This window comes from Tumebacillus lipolyticus (genome assembly GCF_042682745.1).
GTDB lineage: Bacteria > Bacillota > Bacilli > Tumebacillales > Tumebacillaceae > Tumebacillus_A > Tumebacillus_A lipolyticus.
Window position 1 is genome coordinate 146,903 of record NZ_JBHUIO010000011.1, and the last position, 26,801, is coordinate 173,703.

Annotated in this window: 26 protein-coding genes; 5 read left to right on the plus strand and 21 right to left on the minus strand. The window is 57.7% G+C overall.

The annotated features are described in order from the left end of the window. Positions 1–7: 7 nt before the first annotated feature. The 3 genes from ACFSOY_RS16975 to ACFSOY_RS16985 form a co-directional block, all read right to left on the minus strand. Positions 8–2,197 carry a heavy metal translocating P-type ATPase gene (locus tag ACFSOY_RS16975; RefSeq protein WP_417852008.1) on the minus strand — a complete coding sequence of 730 codons (2,190 nt, stop codon included), beginning with the start codon at positions 2,195–2,197 and terminating at the stop codon, positions 8–10. Beyond that, positions 2,152–2,403, minus strand: coding sequence for a hypothetical protein (locus tag ACFSOY_RS16980; protein ID WP_386048648.1), 252 nt, complete (start codon positions 2,401–2,403; stop codon positions 2,152–2,154). The genes ACFSOY_RS16975 and ACFSOY_RS16980 overlap by 46 nt, the downstream gene beginning before the upstream one ends. A gap of 93 nt (positions 2,404–2,496) precedes the next feature. Further along, entirely contained in the window at positions 2,497–2,871 is a 375-nt protein-coding gene (locus ACFSOY_RS16985) for an ArsR/SmtB family transcription factor (protein ID WP_386048650.1), read from the minus strand. A gap of 202 nt (positions 2,872–3,073) precedes the next feature. Here ACFSOY_RS16985 and ACFSOY_RS16990 point away from each other — a divergent pair, with 202 nt between their 5' ends. Further along, a complete protein-coding gene (locus ACFSOY_RS16990) occupies positions 3,074–3,373 on the plus strand; it encodes a hypothetical protein (RefSeq protein ID WP_386048652.1) in 300 nt (99 codons plus the stop codon). A gap of 72 nt (positions 3,374–3,445) precedes the next feature. Here the strand turns inward: ACFSOY_RS16990 and ACFSOY_RS16995 are convergent, their stop codons facing one another. From ACFSOY_RS16995 to ACFSOY_RS17020, 6 genes are all read right to left on the minus strand, one after another. Continuing rightward, on the minus strand, positions 3,446–5,140 hold the full coding sequence (locus tag ACFSOY_RS16995; protein WP_386048654.1) for a multicopper oxidase family protein: 1,695 nt from the start codon (positions 5,138–5,140) through the stop codon (positions 3,446–3,448). A 135-nt stretch (positions 5,141–5,275) separates the two neighbouring features. Next, positions 5,276–6,664 (minus strand): sensor histidine kinase, encoded by a 1,389-nt coding sequence (locus ACFSOY_RS17000; protein WP_386048656.1) that lies wholly within the window; start codon positions 6,662–6,664, stop codon positions 5,276–5,278. Then, the gene (locus ACFSOY_RS17005; RefSeq protein ID WP_386048657.1) at positions 6,661–7,338 is read right to left on the minus strand and encodes a response regulator transcription factor; all 678 of its coding nucleotides are present in this window, start codon (positions 7,336–7,338) and stop codon (positions 6,661–6,663) included. The genes ACFSOY_RS17000 and ACFSOY_RS17005 overlap by 4 nt, the downstream gene beginning before the upstream one ends. A 45-nt stretch (positions 7,339–7,383) precedes the next feature. Then, a complete protein-coding gene (locus ACFSOY_RS17010; protein WP_386048658.1) occupies positions 7,384–8,085 on the minus strand; it encodes a hypothetical protein in 702 nt (233 codons plus the stop codon). A gap of 9 nt (positions 8,086–8,094) precedes the next feature. Then, positions 8,095–8,673, minus strand: a complete 579-nt coding sequence (locus ACFSOY_RS17015) for a TlpA family protein disulfide reductase (protein WP_386048659.1) — start codon at positions 8,671–8,673, stop codon at positions 8,095–8,097. Between the two features lie 12 nt (positions 8,674–8,685). Next, positions 8,686–9,408: a cytochrome c biogenesis CcdA family protein gene (locus ACFSOY_RS17020; protein ID WP_386048661.1), complete on the minus strand. Its 723-nt coding sequence runs from the start codon at positions 9,406–9,408 to the stop codon at positions 8,686–8,688. A gap of 187 nt (positions 9,409–9,595) precedes the next feature. Here ACFSOY_RS17020 and ACFSOY_RS17025 point away from each other — a divergent pair, with 187 nt between their 5' ends. Further along, positions 9,596–10,852: an MDR family MFS transporter gene (locus ACFSOY_RS17025; protein ID WP_386048663.1), complete on the plus strand. Its 1,257-nt coding sequence runs from the start codon at positions 9,596–9,598 to the stop codon at positions 10,850–10,852. 18 nt (positions 10,853–10,870) lie between these two features. Here ACFSOY_RS17025 and ACFSOY_RS17030 read toward each other — a convergent pair whose 3' ends face one another. Further along, positions 10,871–13,147: a GGDEF domain-containing protein gene (locus ACFSOY_RS17030; RefSeq protein WP_386048665.1), complete on the minus strand. Its 2,277-nt coding sequence runs from the start codon at positions 13,145–13,147 to the stop codon at positions 10,871–10,873. A 162-nt stretch (positions 13,148–13,309) separates the two neighbouring features. Here ACFSOY_RS17030 and ACFSOY_RS17035 point away from each other — a divergent pair, with 162 nt between their 5' ends. Beyond that, positions 13,310–14,494 carry a spinster family MFS transporter gene (locus ACFSOY_RS17035; protein WP_386048667.1) on the plus strand — a complete coding sequence of 395 codons (1,185 nt, stop codon included), beginning with the start codon at positions 13,310–13,312 and terminating at the stop codon, positions 14,492–14,494. Positions 14,495–14,549: 55 nt separating this feature from the next. Here ACFSOY_RS17035 and plsY read toward each other — a convergent pair whose 3' ends face one another. From plsY to ACFSOY_RS17065, 6 genes are all read right to left on the minus strand, one after another. Then, the gene (gene plsY / locus ACFSOY_RS17040) at positions 14,550–15,251 is read right to left on the minus strand and encodes a glycerol-3-phosphate 1-O-acyltransferase PlsY (RefSeq protein ID WP_386048669.1); all 702 of its coding nucleotides are present in this window, start codon (positions 15,249–15,251) and stop codon (positions 14,550–14,552) included. An 84-nt stretch (positions 15,252–15,335) separates the two neighbouring features. Continuing rightward, positions 15,336–16,145, minus strand: coding sequence for a glycerophosphodiester phosphodiesterase family protein (locus ACFSOY_RS17045; RefSeq protein ID WP_386048672.1), 810 nt, complete (start codon positions 16,143–16,145; stop codon positions 15,336–15,338). Between the two features lie 19 nt (positions 16,146–16,164). Next, positions 16,165–16,797, minus strand: coding sequence for a DUF1802 family protein (locus tag ACFSOY_RS17050; RefSeq protein ID WP_386048673.1), 633 nt, complete (start codon positions 16,795–16,797; stop codon positions 16,165–16,167). Between the two features lie 6 nt (positions 16,798–16,803). Continuing rightward, positions 16,804–17,541: a DedA family protein gene (locus ACFSOY_RS17055; RefSeq protein ID WP_386048675.1), complete on the minus strand. Its 738-nt coding sequence runs from the start codon at positions 17,539–17,541 to the stop codon at positions 16,804–16,806. A 241-nt stretch (positions 17,542–17,782) separates the two neighbouring features. After that, on the minus strand, positions 17,783–18,172 hold the full coding sequence (locus tag ACFSOY_RS17060) for a hypothetical protein (protein ID WP_386048677.1): 390 nt from the start codon (positions 18,170–18,172) through the stop codon (positions 17,783–17,785). A 56-nt stretch (positions 18,173–18,228) separates the two neighbouring features. Then, on the minus strand, positions 18,229–19,860 hold the full coding sequence (locus tag ACFSOY_RS17065) for an ATP-binding protein (protein WP_386048679.1): 1,632 nt from the start codon (positions 19,858–19,860) through the stop codon (positions 18,229–18,231). 123 nt (positions 19,861–19,983) lie between these two features. Between ACFSOY_RS17065 and ftsW the strand changes: the two genes are divergently transcribed. Beyond that, positions 19,984–21,138 (plus strand): putative lipid II flippase FtsW, encoded by a 1,155-nt coding sequence (ftsW, locus tag ACFSOY_RS17070; protein ID WP_386048680.1) that lies wholly within the window; start codon positions 19,984–19,986, stop codon positions 21,136–21,138. 13 nt (positions 21,139–21,151) lie between these two features. Further along, the gene (locus tag ACFSOY_RS17075; RefSeq protein WP_386048682.1) at positions 21,152–22,141 is read left to right on the plus strand and encodes an MBL fold metallo-hydrolase; all 990 of its coding nucleotides are present in this window, start codon (positions 21,152–21,154) and stop codon (positions 22,139–22,141) included. Positions 22,142–22,210: 69 nt separating this feature from the next. Here ACFSOY_RS17075 and thpR read toward each other — a convergent pair whose 3' ends face one another. The 5 genes from thpR to ACFSOY_RS17100 form a co-directional block, all read right to left on the minus strand. Continuing rightward, positions 22,211–22,768, minus strand: coding sequence for an RNA 2',3'-cyclic phosphodiesterase (gene thpR, locus ACFSOY_RS17080; RefSeq protein WP_386048684.1), 558 nt, complete (start codon positions 22,766–22,768; stop codon positions 22,211–22,213). 23 nt (positions 22,769–22,791) lie between these two features. Then, positions 22,792–23,514: a phosphocholine cytidylyltransferase family protein gene (locus ACFSOY_RS17085; RefSeq protein WP_386048686.1), complete on the minus strand. Its 723-nt coding sequence runs from the start codon at positions 23,512–23,514 to the stop codon at positions 22,792–22,794. 12 nt (positions 23,515–23,526) lie between these two features. Then, positions 23,527–25,353, minus strand: coding sequence for an aminotransferase class V-fold PLP-dependent enzyme (locus ACFSOY_RS17090; RefSeq protein ID WP_386048687.1), 1,827 nt, complete (start codon positions 25,351–25,353; stop codon positions 23,527–23,529). A 13-nt stretch (positions 25,354–25,366) separates the two neighbouring features. After that, complete coding sequence (locus ACFSOY_RS17095) at positions 25,367–26,083, minus strand: CDP-alcohol phosphatidyltransferase family protein (RefSeq protein WP_386048689.1); 717 nt, start codon at positions 26,081–26,083, stop codon at positions 25,367–25,369. Positions 26,084–26,263: 180 nt separating this feature from the next. Further along, entirely contained in the window at positions 26,264–26,758 is a 495-nt protein-coding gene (locus ACFSOY_RS17100) for a GAF domain-containing protein (protein WP_386048692.1), read from the minus strand. Positions 26,759–26,801 lie beyond the last annotated feature (43 nt).

The window sequence follows — 26,801 nt, forward strand, 5'->3', positions numbered from 1 at the left end:
GAATCCTTTATCGAACTCTGATCAATCTCATGCCGTTCAAGATGACGAGCAGCGCCGCTCCTGTATCTGCAAACACGGCCATCCAAAGGTTGGAAAGACCTGCGATGGTCAGCAGTAAGAAAGCGAGCTTGACAAGCAAGGAAAACCAGATGTTTTGTTTGATGATGCGCAGCGCAATGCGGCTGAGCCGAACGGTGAACGGCAATTTCCCGATGTCATCCGACATCAAGACGATGTCTGCTGTCTCCAGCGCAATATCCGTCCCTGCTCCCCCCATCGCGATTCCGATGTCTGACGCTGCTAGCGCGGGTGAGTCGTTGATGCCATCACCGACCATCGCGACAAGTCGATGACGCTGTTTCAGTTCGGAGATGCGCTCCAATTTTTGCTCGGGAAGCTGATCTCCGTGGTATTCGTTGATGCCCACTTCTTGCGCGATCGCTTTGGCGATGCGGGCATGATCCCCCGTCAGCATCACCGCATGTGCGATGCCAGCGCGGCGTAAACTTTTGATCGTCGCTTCGCTCTCCTCGCGGACCGTGTCCGCAACTGCGATCAGCCCGACGACGTTTTGCTCGTCCCCGATCAGCATCACGGTGCGCCCCTGGTCGTGCTGAACCGACAGGATCGTCTTCAGCCTGTCGATCCCCGAGTAGCCGAGCGACTCAAACCATGAGGGCTTGCCGATGCGATAGAGGATGTTGTCGATGCGAGCTTCCGCCCCTTTGCCAGCGTGCGCTTGGAAGTTTTGCACCGGCAGCGCGCGGATGCCTTTTTGTTCTCCGTAGCTTGTGATCGCACGAGCTAGCGGATGTTCGGAGCGCGCTTCGATCGAGGCGGCCACCGTCAGCAGCCGCTCGTCGCCAAAGCTGTCGAGCGGTTCGAGAAAGACGACCACCGGCTTGCCTTTGGTCAGCGTTCCGGTCTTGTCGAACGCGATCGCCCGAATCTGTCCCATCTTCTCAAGGAACGAACCGCCTTTGATCAGCACGCCTCGCTTCGCCGCATTGCCGATGGCTGCGACGATGGAGACCGGCGTGGAGATGACGAGCGCGCATGGGCAGGCGATGACGAGCAGCGCCAGCGCGCGGTAGATCCAGTCGCCATAAGGATCTCCGGTGAACATCGGCGGAAAGATCGCGATCAGCACGGCAAGCAGCACGACGATCGGCGTGTAGTAGGCGGCGAAGCGGTCGACAAACTGTTGCGAAGGCGCTTTTTGGTCTTGCGCCTCTTCCACCAAGTATATCATGCGGTTTAGTGTGGAATCTTCAACTTTTTTGGTCACAATCACTTCCAGCCCGCCCGTCTCGTTGAGCGTTCCGGCAAACACTTCATCGCCTAGCTGCTTCAATACAGGGATCGACTCGCCGGTGACCGGCGCTTGGTTGACGGTGGAAGCGCCCGCTTCCACACGCCCGTCCATCGGAATGCGCTCACCGGGGCGGACGATGATCAGATCCCCGATCTGCAGATCATCGACGGCGATCACCCGCTCCGACCCATCTCGTCTCACCAGCGCCTCTTTCGGGGCAAAGCCGATCAGCGAGCGGATCGAGCGGCGCGTGCGCTCCATCGTGTTCGCTTGCAACCAGTTGCCGACCGAGAAGAGGAAGACGACGGTCGCTCCCTCCGACCATTCGCCGATCGCAGCCGCACCGATCGCGGCGACGGTCATCAGGAAATTCATGTCGAGCGTGAAGGATTTTAACGCGTAAAATCCAGCTCGTGCCGCATAAAAGCCTCCGGAGAGGATGGCGATCAGGTAGAGGACGATCGAGGTCGTCTCATTCCAGCCGCCAAATTCGACGATCAGACCTGCTCCTAGAAACAGGCCGGAGATGGCGGTCAGCACAGTTCGCTTGTATGTTTCCCAAAAAGCGGGCTTGGCGCTCGTGCCCTCGCCCTGCACCGGAACGTCAGGCTGCTCAAGCGTAGTCTGCAGGACGGTCGCCCGATACCCCACATCTCTTACCGTCTTTTGAATCGATTCGAGCGATGCGTTGTGAACAACTACCATCTTGGTCGTGCTGAAGCTGACTTGCACTTCGCGCACCCCATCCAGCTTGCCCATCACCCGCTGTACGGTGCGCGCGCACTCGCCGCAGTCCATGCCGTCCACCTGAAAGACGGAGCGCGCTTCACCCGCTCTTAGATCTGCAGAGGACTCTCGCCGCTCTGCCCCATCGGGAAGCAAGGTGAGCTCCTCAAACGCAGATGAGTCTGAACAGCAGGTGTCGCCTGTAGAGCAGCAGCTGCTAGCTCCCGCAGTCTGGTCGCTCCCTCGCTCCGGCGCACAGCATGAACCACCATGTGCATGATCGTGCCCGTGTTCATACCCGTGTTCATACCCGTGTTCATGCCCGTGTTCATGCCCGTGATCGTGTTCATGATCGTGCTCATGATTGTGTTCATGCTTCTGTTCATGATCGTGCTCAGGGTTCCCGTTCCCATGTTTGTGATTCAAGGCGAATCTCCTCCTCTCCGAAAGGTGATCTAGCGGTGAGAAACGTGTTCGAGGCCCGTGTTGAAAAGCGTGAGGATATGGTGATCATCGATGCTGTAATAGGCGATGCGGCCCTCTTTGCGGCGCTTGATCGTCCGCAGATTGCGCAAGGTGCGCAACTGGTGCGAGACGGCAGACTGCGTCATGCCGAGGACTGCTGCCAGATCGCAGACGCACATCTCCTCCTGCATCAGCGCATGGATGATCTTCAGACGTGTCGAGTCACCCAGCGCCTGAAAGATCGAGGCCAACTCAACCACCTGCTCTACCGGCAGCTCCGCCGCTTTCACCCGCTCCACCGTGTCTTCATGAATCACATTGCAACAGGCTGTCTCCACCTTCGATTCCGCTTGTTTTGCGTCCATTTGCCTTCCTCCTCGTACATTCAACATATGTATATATATGATCATTTGTTCATACGTTTTCCATAACATATCGCACTTGTCCTCCACTGTCAATGCACGTCTATTTTTTTCCTCGACGAGCAAAAATCAGCAACTGCGGAATGCTTGTACGCCAACCGTTTCGTAGGATGATCATAAAAGAGAAAAAGGAGGTATTTTGCAAATGCCTATTTCTTATGCGAATGCACGAGGCTACCTTGGTCAGACTGTTGTCGCTCATTGCAGAGGTGCGAGACACGTCGGCGTCGTCCGCAATGTGACCCAAGATGGTATCTGGCTTGAACGCTCCTCTGGCAGAGGTGTACCTGTATCCGCCACTGGGAACAGCCTGAACGTTGAAACGGCAGATCGGGCGACACGAGCGGAAGGCGAAGAAGTGTTCTTTCCGTTGCTGTTTCTACCGTTCTTTACCCTGCTGGCTCTGGCGCCGTTTTACGCACGGCCCTATGGATACTGGTGGTAAAACGAAGACCAACGCTTCCCACAAGCGTTGGTCTTCTCTTCGCGCTCACTCGGAGATCGGTTGCGATCGCGATCACTCAGAGATGTTCCCCGCATTCGGGTCGGGCGTAAAATGCGGTCGATAGCCGCGATATTGCACAGTTGTCATCATGCCGGCCGCCGCATGATGCAATTCGTGACAGTGAAACATCCAGTTGCCATCGTTGTTCGCGACAAACGCCACCTCATACGTTTCACCTGGGCGCACGTTGAGCGTGTCTTTGAGCAGGGGGGAGCCCTGCAGCGGCTTGCCATCCTTGCGCAGCACTTGGAAGAAGTGACCGTGCAGATGCATCGGGTGGTCGACCGTTCCGACGTTGGTCATCGTCAGCTTCACCTGCTGTCCCTTCTGCACTTGCAGCGGTGCAATATCTGGATAGACCTGCCCATCGATCGTATAGACCGTCTCTTGAGCGCCATCTTTTTCGATCACCTTGTTGTCGAGGGTCAACTTGCGCTCCACGTCATACGCGACGTTTTGATCGATCGGCTTCGCTTGTCCATACTTGGTGATGTCGAGCAAAGGGAGCTCGCCAGGCGGCAAGCTGTAGGCGCGGTCTTTCTTGCCATCCACCTCCACATGAACGGTCATGTCTTGACTCGCCGTCGATCGATTGGCGCAGAGAATCGGGAAGTTGTCTCCCTTGGAGATCAACTCCAGATCGTATCGCTCCCCAGGCGCGATCGCGAGCAGTTGATCTGACACTTCTGGACTTCCGAGAAGCGGCTGACCGTCAACGTGGGTGATGCGAAACGGTTGGTTCGCCAGGTTGATCTGGTGTGTTTGATAACCGGCGTTGATCAGGCGAAGCTTGACCTTCTCCCCCGTTTTGACTTGCAACGGCTTGATCTGATCGCCCGCTTTTCCGTTGACCGTATAGATGTTGTACATCTGTTGCATCATCGCATCATGATCGACTGCAGGTGCCGATTCGCTGCCCCCATGCTGGCTGTGGTCAGCATTTGCACCTGCACTCGATTCCCCTTGCTTGCCATCGCCTTGACCCGCATTGCTGTTTGCGCCATGTTGGCTGTGGTCAGCATTTGCACCTGTGCTCGATCCTCCTTGCTTGCCTTCGCCTTGATCCGCCTTGCTGTTCGCGCCGTGCTGACTGTGATCCATCCCACCGCCCGATGCACCGCTCTCTCCTCCGGCTGCCAACATCTCGGGCGACCATTCATCAAGGATCAGCGTGTAATCGCGGTCGTACGTGGTCGACTCCGCTTTCGGCTCGACGATCAGCGCACCATAGAGACCTCTGTCCACCTGATTGGCGCTGTCCTGATGGGAATGATACCAATAGGTGCCCGGCACGCTCGCCGTGAACTCATAGGTGAAGGACGCCCCCGGCTGCACCGCATTTTGCGTCACGCCAGGTATCCCGTCCATCTCGTTGGGTACCGGATAGCCGTGCCAATGAATGCTCACCGGTTGCGCAAGCGAGTTCTGCAGCACCACTTTCACCCGCTGCCCCTCTTGGATGCGAAGTTCCGCCCCCGGCACCGTTCCGCCAAACGTCCAGGCGGTGATCTTCTCCACTCCCGCTTTCAGCTGCCAGCTCTCCGCTTGCGCTTTCAGCACAAACTCCCGATAGGCTCCACGCTCATCTTGCTTCTCCACACCTTGCATCACCTCTGTCGTCTTTTGCTCGATCAGCCTGTATCCCACAAAAGACGCCGCGATGATCGCACCCCCACACAGGGCGCTGATCAGGATCGTTTTTCTCATCCACACTCCTCCATTTCGCTCCTTCGATCTCTTTACGTTACCCAGCAATTGTGTAGAAATCGTGTCGATCTCGAAGCGAGTTGGGATCGTCCATAAAAAAAGAATCCTGCCATCACAGCAAGGATTCTTTCTGGATTAGGCGAGCGGCAAGGTGAAGGAAAAGGTCGTCCCGCTCCCCTCAATGCTTTCCACCCAGATCTGACCGCCGTGGCGGTCGATGATCCCCTTGGCGATCGCAAGACCTAGCCCCATGCCGCCCCGCTCGCGGTTGCGCGACTTCTCCACCCGATAGAAGCGGTCGAAGATGTGCGGCAGATCGCTCGCCGGAATGCCAGCGCCCGTATCTTGCACCTGTACGTGTAACTCCTTTTTCTCCACTCGATAGCGCAGGACGATCTGCTCCCCCTCCGCGGTGTGCGAGATCGCGTTGGTCAGCAGATTGAACAGCACCTGCTCCAACCGATCGGGGTCGCCGATCACCAAGAGCGATCCTGCCGTCCTCCGCTCCACGCGCAGCCGAATCCCTTTCTCCTCAGCAGCAGGCAGCAGCTTCGCCTCCGTCAGCCGCACGATCTCGGCAAAATCGGTCTTGACCCGCTCGACCTTCAGGCCGTCCGCATCGATTTCGGACAGCTCGGTCAACTCGCTGACCAAGCGCTTGAGCCGGCGGGTTTCGCGGACGATCAGCGCCAGATATCGCTTGCGCTCCTCCTCATCCTGCACCCAGTTCTCCTCCAGCACTTGGCTATACCCTTGCAGATAGGAGAGGGGCGTGCGCAGCTCATGCGTCACATCGGCCAAAAAATCTTGCTGTCGCTCCTCGTGATGTTGCAGCCGCGTCGCCAGCTCGTTGATCGACTTGCTGAGCTGTCCCACCTCGTCCTCGCCGCCGACCTCAACGCGCACGCGATAATTGCGGTTGGCAAGGTGTCCGGTCACATCTTTCATCTTCAGCAGGGGCGCGACCATCTGCCCGGCCATCGCATACAGCAGCCAGGCGGCGAGCATCAGCGCACCCGTTCCTAACAGCCCCATCATCAGGCGAAATTCTGTAAGCGCCTTGTTGACCGGTTCCATCGATGCGAACAGCAGCAGGGCACCATGCACTTCGCCTTCCGTCCCTTTGATCGGCCCCGCGTTAAAATAGAACAGATCCTCCATCCCCGATGGCGGATGGGTGCTGGTGCCCGTCACTCCCTGCAGCACTCGCTGCACCACGTCGCGGTCGAGCAGCTCTTCGGTGATCTCGGCCGGCAGCGTCGAGATGACCACCTTTCCGCGCTGGTCGAGCAACAGGTAGTCGCGCACCGACACTTCTGCGAGATCGGCGATGATGCTCTGCAGATGATGCTGCTGATCATCGACAGGCAATTGGCGCAGCTTCTCGCTCTCTTCGTTCAGCTCGTCGATCAGGTGGTCGACATAGAGGTCGCGCACCTGATGATCGACCAACAGGGTGAGCGGGACGAGCACCAAAATGAAGATCAGCAGTTGAAGCCCCATCACTTTGCGGCGAATGTTCATGTGAGCGCTCCGTCAAACTTATAGCCGAATCCCCAGACGGTGGCGATCCAGTTGGCCTCGCCGCCAGCTTCGCGCAGCTTTACGCGCACCTTTTTGATGTGCGTATCGACCGCTCGCAGCTCGCCCTCGTAATCGAATCCCCACAGCCGCTCGACCATCTGCTCGCGCGAGAACACCTGCCCGGGGTGCATCGCCAACAGCTCGAACAGCTCATACTCTTTCGGCGTCAACTCAAGCAGAGTCGACTCGACGCGCACCGCTTTGGCAGCGCGGTCGAGGTAGAGCGGCCCGCGGCGGATGACGCTCTTGTTTTCCGGATCTTGACGACGAAGCAACGCCTGCACGCGCGCGATCAGCTCACGCATATCGAACGGCTTGATCAGATAGTCGCTCGCGCCGAGCTCAAGCCCTTTGATCCGATCTTCTACCGTCCCTCGCGCGGACAGCACGAGGGTGGGCATCTTGCCTTGCAGTTCCTGCAACACCTGCCATCCGTCCAACTCCGGCATCATGATGTCGAGGATCAGCAGATCGACCGCTTCCCGCCTGAGCAGCTCACAGGCGGACGCGCCGCTGTCCGCTTCCAGCGTTTCATACCCTTGACTTCTCAGCGCGATCTTGAGCAATGTGCGCATATCCGCCTCATCGTCGGCGATCAAAATCCGCTCCGCCACACTCTGTCCCTCCCTTCCAAAAAAGGCTGCCAGCGGCAGCCTTCTTCATCCTGTCTTCACTTTGTTCTCGCCAAAAAAATGATCCACGACACCTGCGAGGACGGCGAGCAACAACCATTGCCACTGCACGACTGCCAAGCCGAAATGCGTGTACGGATGCACCTGCAACAGCGAGAGCAGCAGCATGGCTCCACCGAGCAGGCTCAAGGTGAACAGCCCTCGGCGCCGCAGCGCAAAGAGTCCGAATGCGATCGCCGCCTGATACAGGTTGAGCGGATGATAGCTCCCCTCGCCGATCGTCACCGCCCACGGCAGATCGGTCGCCGCTCCCGCTTTCGCATAGAACAGCGAATAGACGGCAAATCCGAGCACGAGCGATCTGACGACCGCATCTACCGCTGCCCAGCTGAAAAAGTTGTGCTTCTTCTGCTGCCAAAGCGCATAGAGCAGCGCAAACGCTAGCCCGATCCACCCGCCATACGGCACTTCGCCGTTGACCAGCGTCAGGATCGGGTGGGCAAACGACTCGCTCGGCGCGTAGACAAAGGAGAGGATGCGCGGCGTCAGCACCCAGATCGCCGCCATGCCGACCATCACATCGGTGACTTTCTCACCGCCGATTCCGCGCCTTTTGATCGCCCACCCGGCGTAGTACAAGCTGACGAGAGCGGCTATGATCCAGCCGATCAGCCCCGATTCGTCAAAGGCGATCGGGCCGAGATAAAATCCGGAAGGTAGTATCGACATCGAGCACCTCTATTGCTTCGCGTTGGCGACCAGGCGCTGCATCATGCCGTCCATCACCACTTTGCTGATCTGGCCTTTGTGAATCTCCGAGATGATGCCGTTCTGGTCGATCGCATAGGTCATCGGGACGGAGAAGATCCGGTATGCTTTTCCCGCCTTCTCCTTCTCATCGATCAGGCTGGGAAAGGTCACGCCCATCTCTTGCATAAACTTCTTGGCCTTGTCCAGATCGTCTTGGGAAGTCAAGTTGACTCCGTACACCTGCACCCGATCGCCATACTGTTTATGCACCGCTTCCAGGTCGGGCATCTCCTGCCGACATGGACCGCACCACGATGCCCAGAAGTTCAGGACGACCGGCTTGCCTTGCAGTTCGGACAGTTCGACCGTCTTGCCTTCGAACGTTTCGAGCGAAAAGTTTGGTGCGCGATAGCCGACCACTGGCATCTCCGCCACCTCGCCCGCTTTGCTCTTGTCAGCCTCTTGCTCTTTCGTATCTGTGTTGGCTCCCCCGTTGCTCAGGATGGCCGCGATGACGAGCACGGCGATCACGACCGCGCCAAGCAACAGTTTGATCGTGCGATTCAACGCGATTCCCCCCTAGAACCCGGTAAATCCGCCGAACAGCGGAATCAGCCAAGTTGTGATTTTTGTCAGCGAATCGGTCAACAGCAGGATGCCCATCAAGATCATGCCGACACCGCCGATTCTGGAGATCGTCTGGGCGTATTTCATCATCCAGCGAACCGAGCCGAGCGTATACGCCATGACCAGGAAAGGAAGGGCAAAGCCGATCGAATAGAACAGCATCAGGCTCATCCCGCTGCCCGGATTGCTGGCAGCGATCGCCAGCACAGAAGCCAGGATCGGGCCGATGCACGGCGTCCAGCCCGCCGCAAAGGAAATGCCGACGATCACAGCGCCGAGGTAGCCTGCCGGACGCCATTTCATCCGCATCTGCTTCGTCTTCAGCAGCGAATCGATCTTGATGAAGCCGGCGAGGAACAGACCCATCACGATGATCAGGATGCCGCCGATCTGCCGAATCAGATCCCCATAGTTGGAAAAGATCGCACCGAGCGAGCTTGCCGACATCCCGAGCACGACGAAGATGATCGAAAACCCGAGCACGAAGAACAGCGAATAAGTAAGCGCTTTCCGACGCACCGCCCGTTGATTGCGGTGCTCATACATCTCTTGATAGGAAACGCCGGTGATGTAGGTTAAGTAAGACGGATACAGCGGCAGGCAGCACGGGGATACGAAAGAGAGCAATCCCGCGAAAAAGGCCACGATAAACGTCGGATTGGATGCATCAAACAACGTCCGTCTCCCTCCTTATCTCTCTGAGAATTTCGGAACTTTTTTCGAAGATGACCTTACCAAATCTATCATACACCACCTGCCCCCGCCTGCACACGTCAGCCACCTGCGAAAATCGACACTCTTGTGTCGAAGTCGAATGCCCATTCGCATCTTGTGGCAAGGTAAAGGCAGAGGTGATGCTCGCATGGTTTCGTTTCTCCCCACGCTCGGTCGCGCCATCTGGGTGCTGCTCGGCGGCATCCTGTTCACACATCTCGGATCGTACATGTTGCTCCCCTTTTTCGCGATCATCCTCTCGTCCGAAAAAGGGCTTTCTTTAGGCAACACCGGACTTGTGCTGGGCGCAGGTTCGATCGCCTTTCTGATCGGCAGCCTGCTCGGTGGCATCCTGTCAGATCGCCTCGGGCGCAAGCTGACGATGGTCGGCGGACTGCTGATCCGAGCGGTCGGTCTGTTCGGCTTTATCTGGGGATACTCCTTTCTCACACTGCTCGCCACCAACCTCGTCGCCGGCATCGGCGGCGGCATCTATGCGCCTGGCGCCAAGGCGGGGATCGCAGCGCTCGCCAAAGAGGGCACCAAGACGACCGCCTTTTCCTATCGCGGGATCGCAGCCAACATCGGCGTGACGCTCGGCCCGTTGCTCGGAACCTATCTGTTGACCAAAAGTTCAACCGTGCTGTTCGCAGGCGCCGCGACCGTCTATCTGATCTTGGCGGTCGCCCACCTGCTGTTGCTGGAGCGAGAATGCATCGGCAAAGATTGCCCGCAGGTCGAGCGCGGGGGGATCAGACAGATCTTGTCCGACCGGCCGTTCCTGCTCTTTTCGATCGTGACGATCTTCGTCTGGGCGCTGTTCACCCAGTTTACCCTTTCGCTCCCCCTGCGAGCCGAACAGCTCGCGACCAGCCGCAGCATCGGCCTGATCTGGACGACCACCTCGCTCCTCGTCATCCTTTTTCAAGGGTCGGTGACACGCTTTTTCTCCAAACATCTGCACCCGCTCTCGACGATGGCCGTCGGGATGGCGCTGATCGGAACAGGGCTCGGCTCTGTCGCCCTGTCCTCCTCCTTCTGGCACCTGCTCGGCAGTGCCGTCCTGTTCACGCTGGGCGAGATGTTTGTGATGCCCACCTCCGATTCGATCGTATCGGACCTCGCCAAACCGGAGCGGATCGGAAGCTATTTCGGCGTGTCGGCGTTCGTCTTCGGCGCGGGAGAAGCGCTCGGCAACATCGCGGGAGGCCAGCTGATGCAGACTGCAGTATCGCTCAACTACCTCAACCTGCCCTGGTTGCTCTTCGCAGGTCTCGGCCTGCTCTTGAGCGGCATCTACTTTCTGCTCTCCCGTTGGCAACCGCTCGCCAAACCTCTGACGAGCGAGCTTGAACGGCAAGCAGAGCGCAGCGCAGCTCCGATCAGACGCAAGCAGAAGACATGAGAAACGGCACAGTCCCCTTTAGGACTGTGCCGATTTTTTGCGAACGATCGAGCTGCCCGCCTGCTGTTTGGCCAAAGATTTGACGTGCGCAGCCTTCGCTGCGATCTCTGACGGTTCAAGGTTGCTGTTTGCCGAAATGTCGAGCGCAGCCAGCGTCACCGACAGCTGCACGCACTCCCCTCTTTCCCGCAGATTGCCCATGATCTGGCGCACCGCCCGATCGAACAGCCGGATCGTCCGCTCCGCCAATCGGTCGACCCGCTCCGGCGAGGTGATGATCACAAAATCATCGCCACCGATATGCCCGAGAAAATCTTGGCGATCCCCATACTTTTTCACCTGCCTGTCCAAGAGGGTGGAGACAAACAGGATCATCTGGTCGCCATATTCAAACCCGTACAGGTCGTTGAACCGCTTAAAATAGTCGAGATCGACATAGAGAATCGAAAACGCATCCCCCCGCCGCACGAACATCCGCAGTTCCTCTTCGATGCGCAGGTTGCCAGGGAGGCCGGTCAGCGGATTGGCATATTTGGCGATCTCGATCTTCACCTTGGACATCACATCGAGCAGCGTCTGCACCGACACCACGCCGCGATACTCCCCCTGCGAGGTGACGATCACATCATCATAGCGCTTCAAGTTGTTGCGCCCGGTGGCGAGCGACGACACCTCATCGATCAGCATGTTCTGCTCCACCGTCAGCGGATGGGGGTCCATCAGCTCAGCGACGGTGCGCTTGTAATAGAGGGGCACACCGTATTGGGAGCCGAGCATCGCGTAGAGATGATCGCGAGTCAAGAGCCCGATCGGCCTGCCCGCGCCCGCCACCACCACCGAGGAGATCTGCCGTCTGTTTTCCAGCAGCTCATGCACCTCTTTGACCGTCGCATCGGGTGGGACGACAAATGTGGACGTCGCGATCGAGCCGACCTGCAGCATCGAGTTGTTCGGCACCTGCATCTTCTCCGTCCGCCTGCGATCGATCGACTGCATGACGCTGATCGGAATCAACAGGGTCATCTGCCGCTGGGGACGCCCGAGCAGGTAGCCTTGTCCATAATCGATGCCCAGCCGCAACAGCGTTTTGAACTCTTCCTCCTGTTCGATCCCTTCGGCGATGATCTTGCAGCGGATCTTGCGCGCCAACGCGACAAACGCCTCCAACAGCGCTTGCTTCACCGGGTCGTTATGTACACCGCGCACCAAAGACATGTCCATCTTGATAAAATCGGGACAGAGCTCGACGATCGACTGCAAGGACGAGTAGCCGGCCCCCGCATCATCGACTGCGATCAGATACCCCTGCTGGCGGTAGTGTTCCAGCGTTTTGCGAAACCCGGCGTAGTCCTGAATCGAATGGCGCTCGGTGATCTCAAACACCACCTGCGACGGCGACAGACCACAGCGGTCGAGCAGCCGCTTTGTCTCCCCTTTGGTAAACTGCGGGTCGTGGATCGTCCGCGGGTTGATGTTTAAGAACAGCTTGGCCCCCTGGGCCAGACCTGACGCCCCTTCGATCGCTCGCTCGCGGCAGATCTTCTCCAGCCGGTACAGCTCCCCCGCCTCTTCCGCATAGGTGAACAGCGTGTCCGGCCGCTGAAAGCGGCTGCCCTCAGGGCCGCGCGACAACGCTTCCCATCCGAGCGCCTCCCCCGTCTCACAGGAGATGATCGGCTGATAGACCGATTGGATCGCGCGCTGGTTCAACACCTCCTGAAATTCTTGGAGCAGCTGATCCCCGCCCTTTGCCGTCTTGCGCGCCATCTTGACCGCCTGCTTGATCGTCCGGTAGAGCTGACGTTCGAGCGGCTCATACGATCCGCTCAGCACCGCATACCCGAGGTGCAAATCGAGCGGTGCGGACAGCAGCTGCGGTCGCTTCTGATTCACATCCTGCACGATGCGGTTGCGAAACTCGGCCGCAAACTCGTACATCTGCTGCTCGTCCATCTGCGCTTCCAACTGATAGCAGACCAGAAAATCGTCGCCCCAGAAGTTCTCCACTTCCAACAGGCGATCATTGTCGATCATCTCGTGGCTGATGATCCGAATGCAGGTCTCGACCAATTCGATCAGCTCGGCTGCCGTTCGCTCGCCAAAACGCCGCTCGATCTCGGCGAACTGAACGATGTCCAAGTAGAAAAAAGCAACTTGCTCTTTCTCCGCCAACAGCTTCTTCAACCGCTTGCTCACCGGATGATACCGCATCACTTCCTTGATGATCGAGGCGCGCTCCCCATCGTAGCGCCCATTCTCTCCCAGAATAAATTGAAAAGCACGTGTCCATTCCATGACGCGCTCACCCTTCCCCAAATGCCCTATCACCAGTTTATAAATTCTATGTAAAGATTCCGCAAACGTATCCTCATTTTTTTGTGAATTTAAATTTACCGGCAGTAAACTCCACGTTTCGGCAAAAACATGGTATGCTGAACAAAAAAAGGAGTCACTGCGATGAACCCGTCTCGCCTCTTGATGCTGTTCTTGACGATCAACGTGATTAACTATGTGGATCGCCAAGTGCTTTCCGGGGTCTTCCCGCTGTTAAAAGAGCACTTTTTGTTATCCGATACAGCGCTGGGGTTGCTCGGTTCGGCCTTTATGATCACTTATTCGCTGACCTCCATCCCCTTTGGCGCTTGGTCAGATCGCTGGATGCCGCACAAGGTAGCCGCGATCGGCGTGGCGGTGTGGAGCTTGGCGACCGTCTCCTCGGCGCTCGCCTGGTCGTTCGCATCCCTGTTCATCTTTCGAGCGCTGATCGGTGTCGGCGAAGCTGCCTACGTCTCGACAGCAGGCACGATTCTCTCCAACGCCTATCCGGAGCGCAAACGCTCTGGCGTGCTCGGTCTGTTCAACCTCGGGATGCCGATCGGCGGCGCGCTCGGCGTCGTGCTCGGCGGATGGCTCGGCGCGACCTTCGGCTGGCAGTGGGCGTTCTTTCTCGTCGGGGTACCCGGCCTGATCCTCGCTTATCGAGCATGGCGCCTGCCGCTGCCCAAACAACCGACCGCTGAAAAACATGAAAAATTCAGTATTCGCGATCTTTTCCGACTTCTGAAAAACAAACCGTATCTGTACACCTGTCTCGGCTATGCGGGCATCTCGTTCGCGTTCGGCGCGATCGTGCTGTTTGTGCCCACCTTCTTTGAGCGCTCTTTCGGCTACTCGCTGGAAAAAGCAACCTTGCTGGCCGGCGGTTTGCAAGTGGGCGCCGGACTGCTCGGCGCGCCGATCGGCGGTTATATCGCCGACTTCTGGCAGAAGCGAAACGGGCGCGGTCGGGCGTACACCTTGATCCTGTCGATGGCGCTGTCAGCCATCTTCCTCTGGGGCGGGCTGATGTTCGAAAGCTTCGTCTGCTTTTTCTTCTCCGCTTTCTTCATGCTCTGGCATGTCGGCGTTGCGAGCGCTCTGGTGTTCGACGTGACCGACAAGGCGATCTGGAACACGGCGGCTGCGCTGGCTCTGTTCGTGATGCACTTTCTCGGCGACATCCCAAGCCCGGTGATCGTCGGATTCATCTCCGACCAGACCTCGCTGTTCACCGCGTTTTCGCTGCTGCCGATCCCGATGTTGCTCGCCTCCTTCTTCTTCTGGAAGGCTGGCAGCTATTTGCACAAGCGCCCCGCTATCTAAACAAAAAGCATCGCACGAAAAAAGACCACCCGCTCAGGTGGTCTTTTTCCGTCGGTCAAATCTTCCAGACGACAAACGCCATCAAGATCATGCCGATCGTAATCCAATAGGACAGCTGCAACCACTCCTGCTTCTCTTTTGTGAAGCGCTCAAGCGTCACCTCATGGACAGGTCGACCGATCTTCGGCTCATTTTTCAAAAAGATGCGCTCCCAGTTGGGCAGGTGGCGGTACAAGACGCCCGCCACCATCAAGAACAGGGCGACCTGTTCGGCGAGCACCTGCGGAGTGAACAGAAACACGCACAGCGCCCCCACGATCACAATCGTGGTCGCAATCACGATATAACGGATGAGGAAGGCCAAGATCACATAGCTGGCCACTGTGATCAGCAGGGGGTACGGTTGGAGAAACAGCAGGGCGCCGCCAGCGGTCGCCAGCGCTTTTCCGCCGCGGAATTTGGTGTACATGGAGAACACATGTCCAAGCACCGCTCCCGCCGCGGTCCAGAAGGCGAGCGTCTGATCCTGCGTCACCCACGCGGTCAACATCGTCGGGAAAAACCCTTTGCTCACATCGAGGATCAGCACGACCGCCGCCGCTCGCTTGCCGAACAGGATCAGCGTGTTCGTAGCGCCCGGATTGCCGCTGCCCTGTTTAAAAATGTTGGCGCCCTTTTTCTGGCCGAGCAGAAAAGCGAACGGCGTCGAACCTACGAGATAGCCGAACAGAAGCGCCATGCTGATAGAAAAGATCATCAAAGCTAACACACCGCCAATCATAACTGAATACAAAATTGCAAAAATTGATACAAACGGTTCAACCATCAGGCGAGACTTGCGCTAGCGCAGTCCCATCTCTTTCATCACTTTGACCACGCGATCCGGATAGTCGCTGCAGATGCCGTCGACGCCCCACTCCAGCAGTCGCCGAATGTCCGGTTCCTCGTTGATCGTCCACACGTGCACCTTCACGCCATGATCGTGGGCGACCTTGAGCATCCGCGGCGTGACCACTTTCACGCCATACCCTTTCTCCGGAACTTGAAACGCATCGACAGGAGGTTTGTAAAACTTGTGCAGCCCCGATTGCAGGTAGCAGATAAACTGGACCATGTCCCGCGTGTTCGCACCTGTCGCGATGCGGGACGAGGCCAATTTGCGAAAGCGCTTCATCGTCACGCTGTGAAACGAGGCGACCAACACTCGATCTTCCGCTTTGCACGCTTTGATCGTCTCGACCAACGCCGCTTCCATCGGCGGAGATGACTGCTTGATATCCATGTTGATGCGAATCGTCGGAAATTCGGTCAGCACGTCTTGCAGAGTCGGGATCGTCACACCGGTGCCCCGAAACGGAAACGTCTTCCCGCCATCTGGCGTAAATCGATAGCCGAAATCGAACTCGCGCAGCTCGGCGAGCGTCTTGTACTTGATCATGCCGCTGCCGTCTGTCAGCCGGTCGATCGTGTCGTCGTGGCTGATCACCACATGACCGTCCCGCGTCATGTGCACATCAGTCTCAAACGCGTCCGCGCCCATCTGAATCGCGAGCTGAAACGCTTCCAGCGTGTTGGATGGCGCGTGCGCAGATGCTCCCTGATGGGCGAGCACCATCGGGCGCGGCAGATTCAAATATGGTTTGACCCCCATACCTCTCCCCCAATTTCTTCTATTCTGGCTTGTGCAAGCCCAGTCTGTCAAAGATCAATTGACGCTTCGCTTCAAATTCTTCCACCGAGAGTACCGGCACCAGATCGGTGTCGGTGATCGGATCGGTCAATTTCAACCAGGATTTGCACCCGATGTACGACCGATCCACCTTGACCCGCTTCGGCTCGGTCAGCGCATAGGCCCGCACCGTCAAGATATGCAACGGTTTGTCATGCTTCCACTGCAGCCGTTCTGTCGCATAGTCATGCGTCATGATATGAAACGGATCGAGCTTCTTCAGATCCTCCTCCGCTTCCAGCGAGATGTCGTCCACCACGTGGGCCGCATGGGTGATCATCACTTCCTCCGGCGGGAGCTGAACGCCTTGCAGACTGCTTTCGACTCGCGCTTGAAACGCCGGCTTGATCAGGTGCGCCTTTTGATGCTCATAGGTCGGGTAGAAATAAAAGGATGTCTCCTCCAAGCGAAACTCCCTCGTCTCCTCTGTGATCCCGCCTTTGCGCACGAGCACCACCTGTTGACCGCTGGCGATCGCATCGATGCAAACCGCCCATTCTTTGAGCGCCACCTCTTTGACCGGCAAGTAGGGGCTATGCAGATCTACCGAAAACGAACGCACTCCGATTCCCATCCTCGCTCACTCCTCTCGATCGCTCGTCTTGAGCTCTTCCTTCGCCTTCCTCCGCCTACCGCTCACGATGCGCCACAAAATTGGTGTCAGCACCGAGAGGACGATCATCGCGATGATCCAGAAGCGGTACGGATACAAAACTTTCTCCAGATGGTGCAATTGATCGCTGAACAGCATGCCGAGCAACAAAAACGTCAACGTCCAAAACAGCGCCCCCAGATAGGCGACCGGGGCGAACAGACGAAATTTCATCTGCCCGAGCCCAGCCGATATCGCGGTCAGATGGCGGACCCCAGGCACGAAGTAGCCAAAGAACAGGGCGATCCCACCAAAGCGCTCCATGTTGCGCTCCACACGCTGAAGCCGCTCTTCTGTCAGGTGCAACAGCCGCCCCCATCTGGAGACGACCTCCTTGCCCAACACGCGGCCGATCAGATAGGACAGCGTGATTCCGACCGAGCTGCCCAAAAAGGCGGCGAGCAGCGCTCCAGTAAAGTTCAGATGACCTTGTGAAACCAGATAGCCTGTGAACGTGAGCAACGTCTCATCTGGCAATGGCAACCCGACGATCCCGAGCACGAGCAGACCGAACAGCCCCAGGTACCCGTATTGATCGAGCATCGAAATCAAATGTTGATCGATAACAGCATCACCTCTTCCCCCAAAACCGCTGAGCGATTCAGCCAACCGGTCGATCCGCCCCCACTCGTGCGAACGGCTGGCCGACTCTCGCTCTCCGTGCAAACTGCCTGCCCTCTGATCGTACCATTGCTTCGCTCAGATTTCACTGCTTACGTCAAATCCTGCGAGCCGAGCCATAAGTCATTCGGGAATCAGCGTGTCAAACCAGACGCCTGCCGCATAGATCAGCAGGACGGAGATGACAGAGAGAAGGACGACGATCACAAACTGTCGCATCTTTCCTCCTCCTTTCCACTAAAAAGGCATGCAGGGTATCTGCATGCCTTTTTATCCTTCCCAATTCTTACGGCGTCACACTTTCGAGTGCAGGGCCGGCGATCAGCTTTGCTTCCACTCCGTTTTCGCCCCACTCTTTGATCAGCGTGTCGATCGTCTCTTGGGCGAGCGGATACACTTGGATCATCGTCAGCATGTCGAGCATCGCCTTCTGCTCATTTTTGCGCGTGCGGGAGAGGATGTCGGCGATCAGGTCCATCTCATCAGGTGTCAACCCGCTCTCGATGGCGCGAATGTTGATCACCGTCTCGCCGAAGGTGACCTCATACACGTTGTCCTGCTCGGTCGCGATCGGAAATTCGCGCCCTTTGAAGCGGCTGGACAGCGTCATCTTTTGTACAGGGTTGAGCTTGGTGCGCTTGAGCGCCGATTTGAAATCGAATAGTTCGACTGTCATATAGAGTCCTCCAAGAAAGCGTATTGTTCCTAGTATACCGAAAAACTGACAAACTTTTAAGTGACCGTCGTAGAAATCGAACCGATCGCCCGCTCATCAGGTCGATAGGGCAGCCAGATCGCAACGACGGTGCCGCAGTCGACGGTGCTCTCCACCGTCATGTCGCCTCCGTGCGCCTGGATGATCGCCTTGGCGTTGGACAGGCCCAAGCCCGTCCCCCTGCTCTTCGTCGTATAGAAGGGCTCGAACACATCGGTCAGACGATCGTTTGGAATCCCCTGTCCCGTGTCGGAGATGCGAATCACCACCTGCTCCGACTCCGCGCGATCCTTCTGGACGACAACTTCGATCGTTCCGCCCTCCGGGGTGGCGTCGATCGCATTTTTCAGCAGGTTTAAAAACACCTGTTGCAGTTGGTCGCAGTCGGCGCGGATGATCCCCACCTGCTCATACTGTTCGATCAGCTGTAAGTTTCCTTGCAAAAAAGTGTTTTGCATCAGGTTGCAAGTATCCCGCAGCGTCTCGACCACATTGCAGTCGCAAAAGGTCGGCGTCTGCGGCTTCGATATATTTAAAAAATGATTGACCAGATTCTCTATGCGTTGCAACTCGGATAAGATCATCTTGCCTTTTTTCTCCGACTTTTCCGAGAACTTTTCCTGTTTGAGCAAAAGCTGCATGGCGAGCTTGATCACAGCGACCGGGTTGCGGATCTCGTGCGCGATCTGCGCCGAGAACTTGCCCATCGTCGAGAGGCGCTCCCCCTGCTGGATGCTGCGTTCCATCCGGACAAACTTGGTCATGTCGCGCCCGACGAGCAACAGCGTACACGACCCGTTGTTCTCATCTTGAACCCAGTGCGCGTCCCAGAAGATGTAGCACTGCTCCCTGGTTCCCGGCTTTTTGACCACCTCTAAAAAATCGGTCAGCTCCTTGTGACCGCGCAGGGCGGCAAGGGCTGCGCTCTTCTCTTCAAACATCTCCTGCAGCTTGTCGGCGCCGCTCGGCGCGAGCATGCTGCGGGCCGCATCGTTCATGTGCAAGATCGAGCCGTCATCCGCGGTGACGACGATCAGATTGTTTGACGTCTGGATGATCTTCTCTTGCAGGAGCAATGTGCGATAGTGCTCCGACTTGAGAATCATCGTCTTGTTGACCGCATGTCCGATCGACAGCACCGTGCCGAGCATGTATGGGCTGTGCTCCGATTTATACGACCCGATCGCCAGCCCCCCGACCAGACTGCCTTGCGCGTCATACAGCGGGGTCGCCGCGCAGGACATGCCGTGCAGCGCTTCCATATAGTGCTCCTCGCCGACCATCTGGATCGGTCGACCTTCTGCGAGCGCCGTTCCCAAGGCGTTCGCCCCATAGATATCTTCCCGCCAGCAAATCCCTGGCGTCGTGTGTTGCAGCAACAGCCACTCGGGCAATCGTTCGCCGCGCGTGGCGAGCAGATAGCCGTCCGCATCGCAGATCGCGACGACGCACTCGCTCTCCACCGTGCGGTATAATTGATCCACATAGGGGAGTGCAGACTCTAGCAGCAGCCGGTTGTGATAGATGCGTTCAGCCAGTTCTTTCGCTGTGAGCGGTTTCATCTCCGGAAATGCTGCCGGATCCACACCGTACCGTCTCGACCTGTCCCTCGCATCGTCAAATTGGTTCTCTTGGCTGATTTCGATCATGATGAAAGACTCCCTTTCCCCCGAAATCTTTCCTTGCAAATACGTATTATAACAGATTCTACGAGAGGTTTGCGCAATTTCGTGTCGAAGTTGTAAGTAGATGTACGGATATGGAGGAAGCGCATGAAGTTAGAAAGGCATCGTCCTGATTTTGTGCTGTTCGTTGTTGTCATTCTGTTGGCATTGTTCGGATTGGTCTGCATTTACAGCGCGAGCCAGAGTGTCTCGCTCAAAGAGGGCAACAGCACCGACTTCTACTTCTTGAAGCAATTGCGATGGGTCGTCCTCGGGCTGCTCGTCATGCTGTTTACGATGAACGTCTCGTTCATGCGTTGGTTTAAGCTCTCACGCCTGATGATGCTCGCGTCATACATCGGGCTTCTCATGTGCTTCATCCCAGGGATCGGCGTTGAGATCGAGGGCGGCAAGCGGTGGATCGACCTCTGGGTTGCCACCTTCCAGCCTTCCGATCTGGCGATGTGTGCGATCATCATCCACATCTCCTACCTGCTCTCGCGCAAACAGGATCGCCTCGACAACCCGAAAGCGTCCTTTTGGCCGCCGATGATCCTGATCGGAATCGGGTTTGGCCTGATCATTCTGGAGCCGGACATGGATACGGCGGTGACGTTTGCGCTCTGCCCGTTTGTGATCATGTTCGCAGCAGGCGTCCCGTGGAAGTACCTGCGCAACACGATGATCGCCGGGATCGTCGTGTTGGTCCCGCTCGCGCTGCTCGGCTATCGAGGCGCGCGGATCAGCACCTACCTCGATCCGTTTGCCGGCGAGATCAACGATGACAACCTGCAGATCGTGCAGTCGATGTTTGCGATCGCGACGGGCGGCTTTTCCGGCCGCGGGCTGGGACATTCGATCGAGAAGTTCTCCTATCTGCCCCAGCCGCACACCGACTTTATCTTCTCCATCCTCTCGGAGGAATGGGGGTTGATCGGCGGTCTGGTGCTGATCGCGCTGTACGGCGTGCTGATCTGGCGCGGGATTCACATCGCCTTGCACGTGCCCAACCGCTTCGCCTCTCTGGTCGCGATCGGCTTTACGACGCTGATCAGCATCGCCGTGTTTCTGAACATCGGCTCGGTGACAGGGCTGTTGCCAGTCATCGGGGTGCCGCTGCCGTTCATCTCGTACGGCGGTACATCGCTGTTGGTCAAAATGTTCTCGATGGGCATACTGCTCAATATCTCCCGCTACACGGTGCAGACGCCGGTCAAAGAGGGAGCGTCTCGACAGCGGGCGGGCGCAAACATCACCCAGTAGCCCGCCACACATCATGATCTTGAAAGTGAAGGTGAACGACATGCAAGTCTATGTGGAGGATCTCGGGTCTGGCGTTCAGATGATCGACCTGATGGAACAGCAGGAGCGCGGTCGATCCGCCTGCTATGTGGTGCGCGGTGACAAGATCGCGATCATCGAGACAGGGTCCTCGTTGTCAGGCCCTTATATCTTGGCTGGGTTGAACGAGCTGGGCATCGAGCCCGCCCAGGTGGAATATGTGATCGTGACGCACATCCACCTGGATCATGCGGGCGGGGTCGGCTCGATTTTGCCCCATTTCCCACATGCGACGGTGGTCGCGCACCCGCGAGCTGGCCGACATCTGATCGACCCCTCGCGACTGATGCAAGGAGCCCGCGCCGTCTATGGCGACGCGCTGGAACGGCTGTATGGCGAGATGCTCCCCGTGCCGGCAGATCGGTTGCTGATCCGCGACGAGGGCGAGCAGCTCGATCTCGGCGCTGGGCATCTGCTGACCTTTTACGATACGCCCGGACACGCCAAGCATCATTTTTCCATCCACGACCCGGCCGCACGGGGGATCTTCTCCGGCGACACGGTGGGCGTGCGCTATGTGCAACAGCTGACCGGTTGGGACTTCACCTGCATCTTCCCGTCCACCTCGCCGACCGACTTCGATCGCGATGCGGTGTTCAGCTCGCTGGATAAGTTGGAGCGTCTGCCAGGCGTCGATCGCATCTTTCATACGCACTTCGGCCCAACCGAGCCGGCCAGCCTCGCCTTTGCGCGCACGCGCAAGACGGTGGACGATTTTGATCGCTTGGCGCGCGAGCTGTTCACCCCCGGCATGGACGGATCGGTGCTTGCGGAAGCGATTCGCGACTACATTCGCGCCGATCTGGCAAAGGAAGGACATATCGTCGACCAACTGGGCGGTATCGAGCTTGACATCGGGCTGAACGCGCAGGGCATGATCTACGTGCTGGAGCGCGAACATGCGAAAAAAAGCCGGTCGCTTTGATGATCATCGAGCGATCTGGAGCGAACAGACGAAAACAGGCTGATCAGGAAGGTTCCTGATCAGCCTGTTTTATTGCGGGAAATGAAACGTGTGTCGAATCGGATAGTGCGGGCCTGCTGCTCCTGCCGAGACAGACTCGAACAGATGGATGCTCGTCACGTCCCACCGCGCCCCTGCGAACAGGTCGGTGTAATCGGCAGGCTGCCAAGCTGAGTCTGCCGTTCGCAGGCGGCCGAGCGTGATGTGCGGACGAAAGCGGTCATGCAGAAACCGATCGGCGCCAAACGACCGCAGCGGCACCGTCAGAACGTCGTACAGCCGATGCAGAGCGGCCAGATCGCCGCCGACGCCACACCAGACCACCTTGGCCTGCGGAAACGATCCCACACGGTCGAGCTGCAGAGAAAATGGGGCGAACTGCTGCACATCGAGCGAGATGCGCTCCAGTAAGCTCGCCACCTGATCGTCTGTCAGCTCGCCGAGAAAATGGGTGGTCAGGTGAAACTGCTCTGGCTTGTACCATCGCTTGACGTCCAGCTCCTCAGCGAGCTGATCTTCCACCCGTACCAGCGCCTCTCCACATCGATCCGGCGGCACCGCGATGCCGAGGAAAAAACGACCCATCATGCGTCACCCGCTTTTTTTGAGTCTTAGCCGAAGATCTGCTCTGCGCGCTTCAGATCGGCGTGATCGTCCACTTCCACCCAGCGCAGGTCGCCAACATCGACCACTTTCAGCTTCCAACCTTCGCCGATCATCTCTTGAAACGCGCGCTCATAGTATTCGTTCTCTTCGCCCTGTTCAACCAGCTTGGCGAGATGTTCGACCACCGCCCCCGCGTCGGAAGCGTTGATCTTGCAGAGGCCGATCGATTCGCCCAAGCCCCGCTCTACCGAGATCTCTTTGGAGAGCTCGGTGACGTATCCGGCCTCGTCGAGCACGAACTTCATCGCCTCTTCGTCCAGCTTCATCTGCATGTCGACCGCCAGATGCGAGTCTGCCGATGTTGCGACGCGATGCAAGATCCCCTCTTCGAGCAGCAGATCGCCATCTGTCAGCACAAAGCCGTCCATCAGGTATTCTTTCGCGCACAGCAGGGTGTAGCCGTTGTTGGTCACATCGTAGCGCTCGTTGTGCACCAGTCGCACCGGCAGCTTGTGCGAACCTTTCCACGCCTCGACCGCGTCGGCGATCTGCTGATGACGGTAGCCGGTGATCAGCACCACCTCTTGGAAGGCGTCGACCGCTTCCGCCTGTTGCAAAAAGCGGTGCAAGATCGACTTTCCACCGATCTCGACGAGGCATTTGGGACGGTCATCTGTCAGCGGGCGCAGGCGCGAACCGACGCCTGCGATCAAAATTACGAGTCTCATCTTCTCTACTCCTCACTGCTTCACAGAAGTTTTTGTTTGGGTCAGGGCGAAACCGCGCTCCATGATGTCGAGGAAGGAGCGCACATGCTCTTCGCGGACATGGCCGATGTTGGCGATCTGGAACGCTTTGCCCAAGAACGGGCCTTTGCCGCGATAGATCACATAGTTGTTCTGTTTCACCCAATCGTGAAACTCCTCCACGTCGATCCCTTCCGGATAGTACACGGTGGTGAGCACTCGCGACATCTGCTCCTCTTCGATCACAAACTGCAGCCCGAGCTTTTTCAGCCGGTTGCGAATCAGGCTCGCCAGATAGCCGTAATGTCTCATCCGCTCCGCCACCGTATCTTGCAACAGCTCGTCCAGCGCCATCTCCAGCGCGTAGAACAGCGAGACGGCCGGCGTGTTCGGCGTCTGGAAGGACAGCGCCTCAAACTCGTAATGGCGATACAGATCGAGGTAGCGCGTGCGCGCTTTTTGCCCTTTCAGCGCTTGGAAGGCCGACTTTTTCCCGCAGACGAACGACAGGCCGGGCAGCGAGGCCAACGCTTTGTTTGCCGAGGCGGTGCAGAAGGTGATGTTCGCCTTTTCCACCGCCAGCGCTTCCGCCCCGATCGAAGAGACCGCATCGACGAGAAAGTCGACCTGATACGCTTGCAGCAGGGCGCCGATCTGATCGATCGGGTTGAGCATGCCGCAGGACGTCTCATGATGGACGACCATCAGACCGTCGTACTCGCCCGTCGCGACCAGCTGCTCCACCCGCTCCAGATCGATCGGATTCGCCCAGCCGAACTCAAGCGGCGTGTGATCGACCTCATGGCAGCGCGCCAAGTCGATCAGCCGGTTGCCGAACTCTCCGTTGGAGAGGATCAGCAGCTTCTTCCCTGGGCCGTAGGAGGAGATCAGCGCCTCGTTCGCCGACGTGCCGGAGCCGGTGATGATCACGTTCGTATAGTCTTTGCCGGTGACGCCGTACGCCTGATTCAGCTTCGCCCGGCAGCGGGTCAAGATCTCGATAAACTCTGTCTCTCGGTGTCCGATGTCCGAGTGGAGCAGAGCGGACTTCACCTTTTTCGATACCATGACCGGGCCTGGGCAGAGCAGGATCTGCTCGGAGATCAGCGGGGTGACCCCCTCGCGCTGTTCGGTGAACATCCGCACCGCTTGCAGGTAGTCGGTCACAAAGTCGATCTCGATCCAAGTGCCCTCTTCTACTGTCGCCAGCGCGAACGGGAACTGCGCTGCGATCATGTTCAGCGCCACTTCATAGTAGCCTTGGGACTGCTCGCGTAGCGCAGCAAAAAACGCTTCGCCCGCCCCTGCCGAAATGCGAGCCGCGCCGACAAACTCGCCGAGCGCCGCCTCCCCTTCGCTCGTCTTGGACAGGTAGACGCTGTCGCCCGATTGGGACACTTTCATCTCTTCCGGCGAGGAGATCGACTTCGGCTGATAGATCAGCACATTTCCATCCTCTGCCGCCAGCTTCTCAAACAGCGCTGCGTCTGCCACCACATCTCCATCGAGCAGATAGAACGGGGAAGCTCCCACATGCGGCTCTGCCAGCAGGGCAGAATAGGCGGTCGAGGTCGTCCGATAGTCGGGGTTCTCGATCAGGAACACGTCACAGGGCGGGGGAGATGCGGCCAGATGTTCGCGGATCGCCTCTCCTTCATACCCGATCACCACAAAGACCTCTTCCACCCCATGCTCTGCCAACTGGCGGATTTGGCGGGAAAGAATGGTTTCCGAACCGATGGGCAACAATGCTTTTGGCAGGGTTTGTGTGATCGGAGCCAAGCGCTTGCCCACTCCTGCAGCTAAGATGACAGCTTTCATGCCTATATCTCCCTCAATTCGTTCTAAAATAGCGAAGCCAAGCTTTTAGCGGTTTGTAGATGGCGAACAGCGCTGCGATCAGGACGAGGCCGATCAGCGTCCAGCGCCCGCCTGCGACTGCAGCCAGCAGGCAGACGACCGCATACTGCTCATCGATCGAAAAATCGACGACCAGCTTGCGACGGCCGGCAGATGGCCGCCCCAGCTGCGGCGTGGCAGGCTCAGACGCTGCGGCCGTCTCCTGCGCCGCTTTCGACTCTGGAATCGCCCGGTTCATCTGCCCGTAATACTCCAGCAAGAACAGGAAAAACAGCGCGCAGAGCGCCCAGTAGAACATGCTGACATCGGCGGTCACCTGATAGGCGCCGTAAGCGAGCGAAAAGACGTAGGCGAACTCTTTGATCCGGTCGCACATCTGATCGAGCCAGCCGCCAAACGGGCTCATCTTGCCGGTGAAGCGCGCCAGCTGCCCGTCGCACCAGTCGAGGACATACGAGACGTACAGGATCACCGCGCCGATCAACAGCGACGTGCGATCACCGTTTAGAAAAAAGCCGCACGCGGTCAGGCCCAAGACCAGCGAGATCAAGGTCATCGCATTCGGATGCAGACCCATTCGTGCTGCGAGCTCGGTGATCGGTGTCGACAGCCACGTATAACAGCGACCCAAATAGTAGTTGCTATACTTCGTAACCGACTCGATCTGTCGGTAACGCTCTTGAAGGTTCATCTCTTTTTCCCCCATCAGAATCTTTACAGAATCTATGACAATCGATAATAGATACGAGATACTCGTCTTAAAGGATACACCTTCAGGGACGACAAGACAACCGCTTGGCAACACAAAACAAAACAGGCAGTCCCGCACATGCAGACTACCTGTTTTGCGTTGTACAGCGAGGAGAAATCCCTACATTTTGCTCCAGTCGGTCTGCTGGTTGAGCACGGCGACAAACTCCTCCAGCCCCGCGCGATCCCCTTCGTCAAAGCGCTCGACCACAGGCGCATCGATGTCGAGCACCCCGATCAGCCTGCCATCGACGACGATCGGCACGACGATCTCCGAGCGGGAAGCTACGTCGCAGGCGATATGGCCGGGAAATTGATGCACATCTGGCACGATCAGCGTCTCCAAGCGCTGAGCGGCCGTGCCGCACACGCCTTTGCCCAGCGGAATCCGCACACAGGCAGGGCGCCCGATGAACGGACCTAAGATCAGCTGCTCATCGCGCCACAGGTAAAAGCCCGCCCAGTTGATGCGCTCCAGATGCACGTCGAGCAGGCTCGCCGCGTTGGCCAGGTTGGCGATATAATCATCCTCACCTTCGAGCAGATAGCGAAGCTGCGTGTTCAGCTCTTTATAAAAGGCGCTCTTGTCGCCTTCGATCTTCTTCGTCTCAAACATCTTTTTTGACTCCTTTCCCCAAGCTATCCCTATTGTACCATTC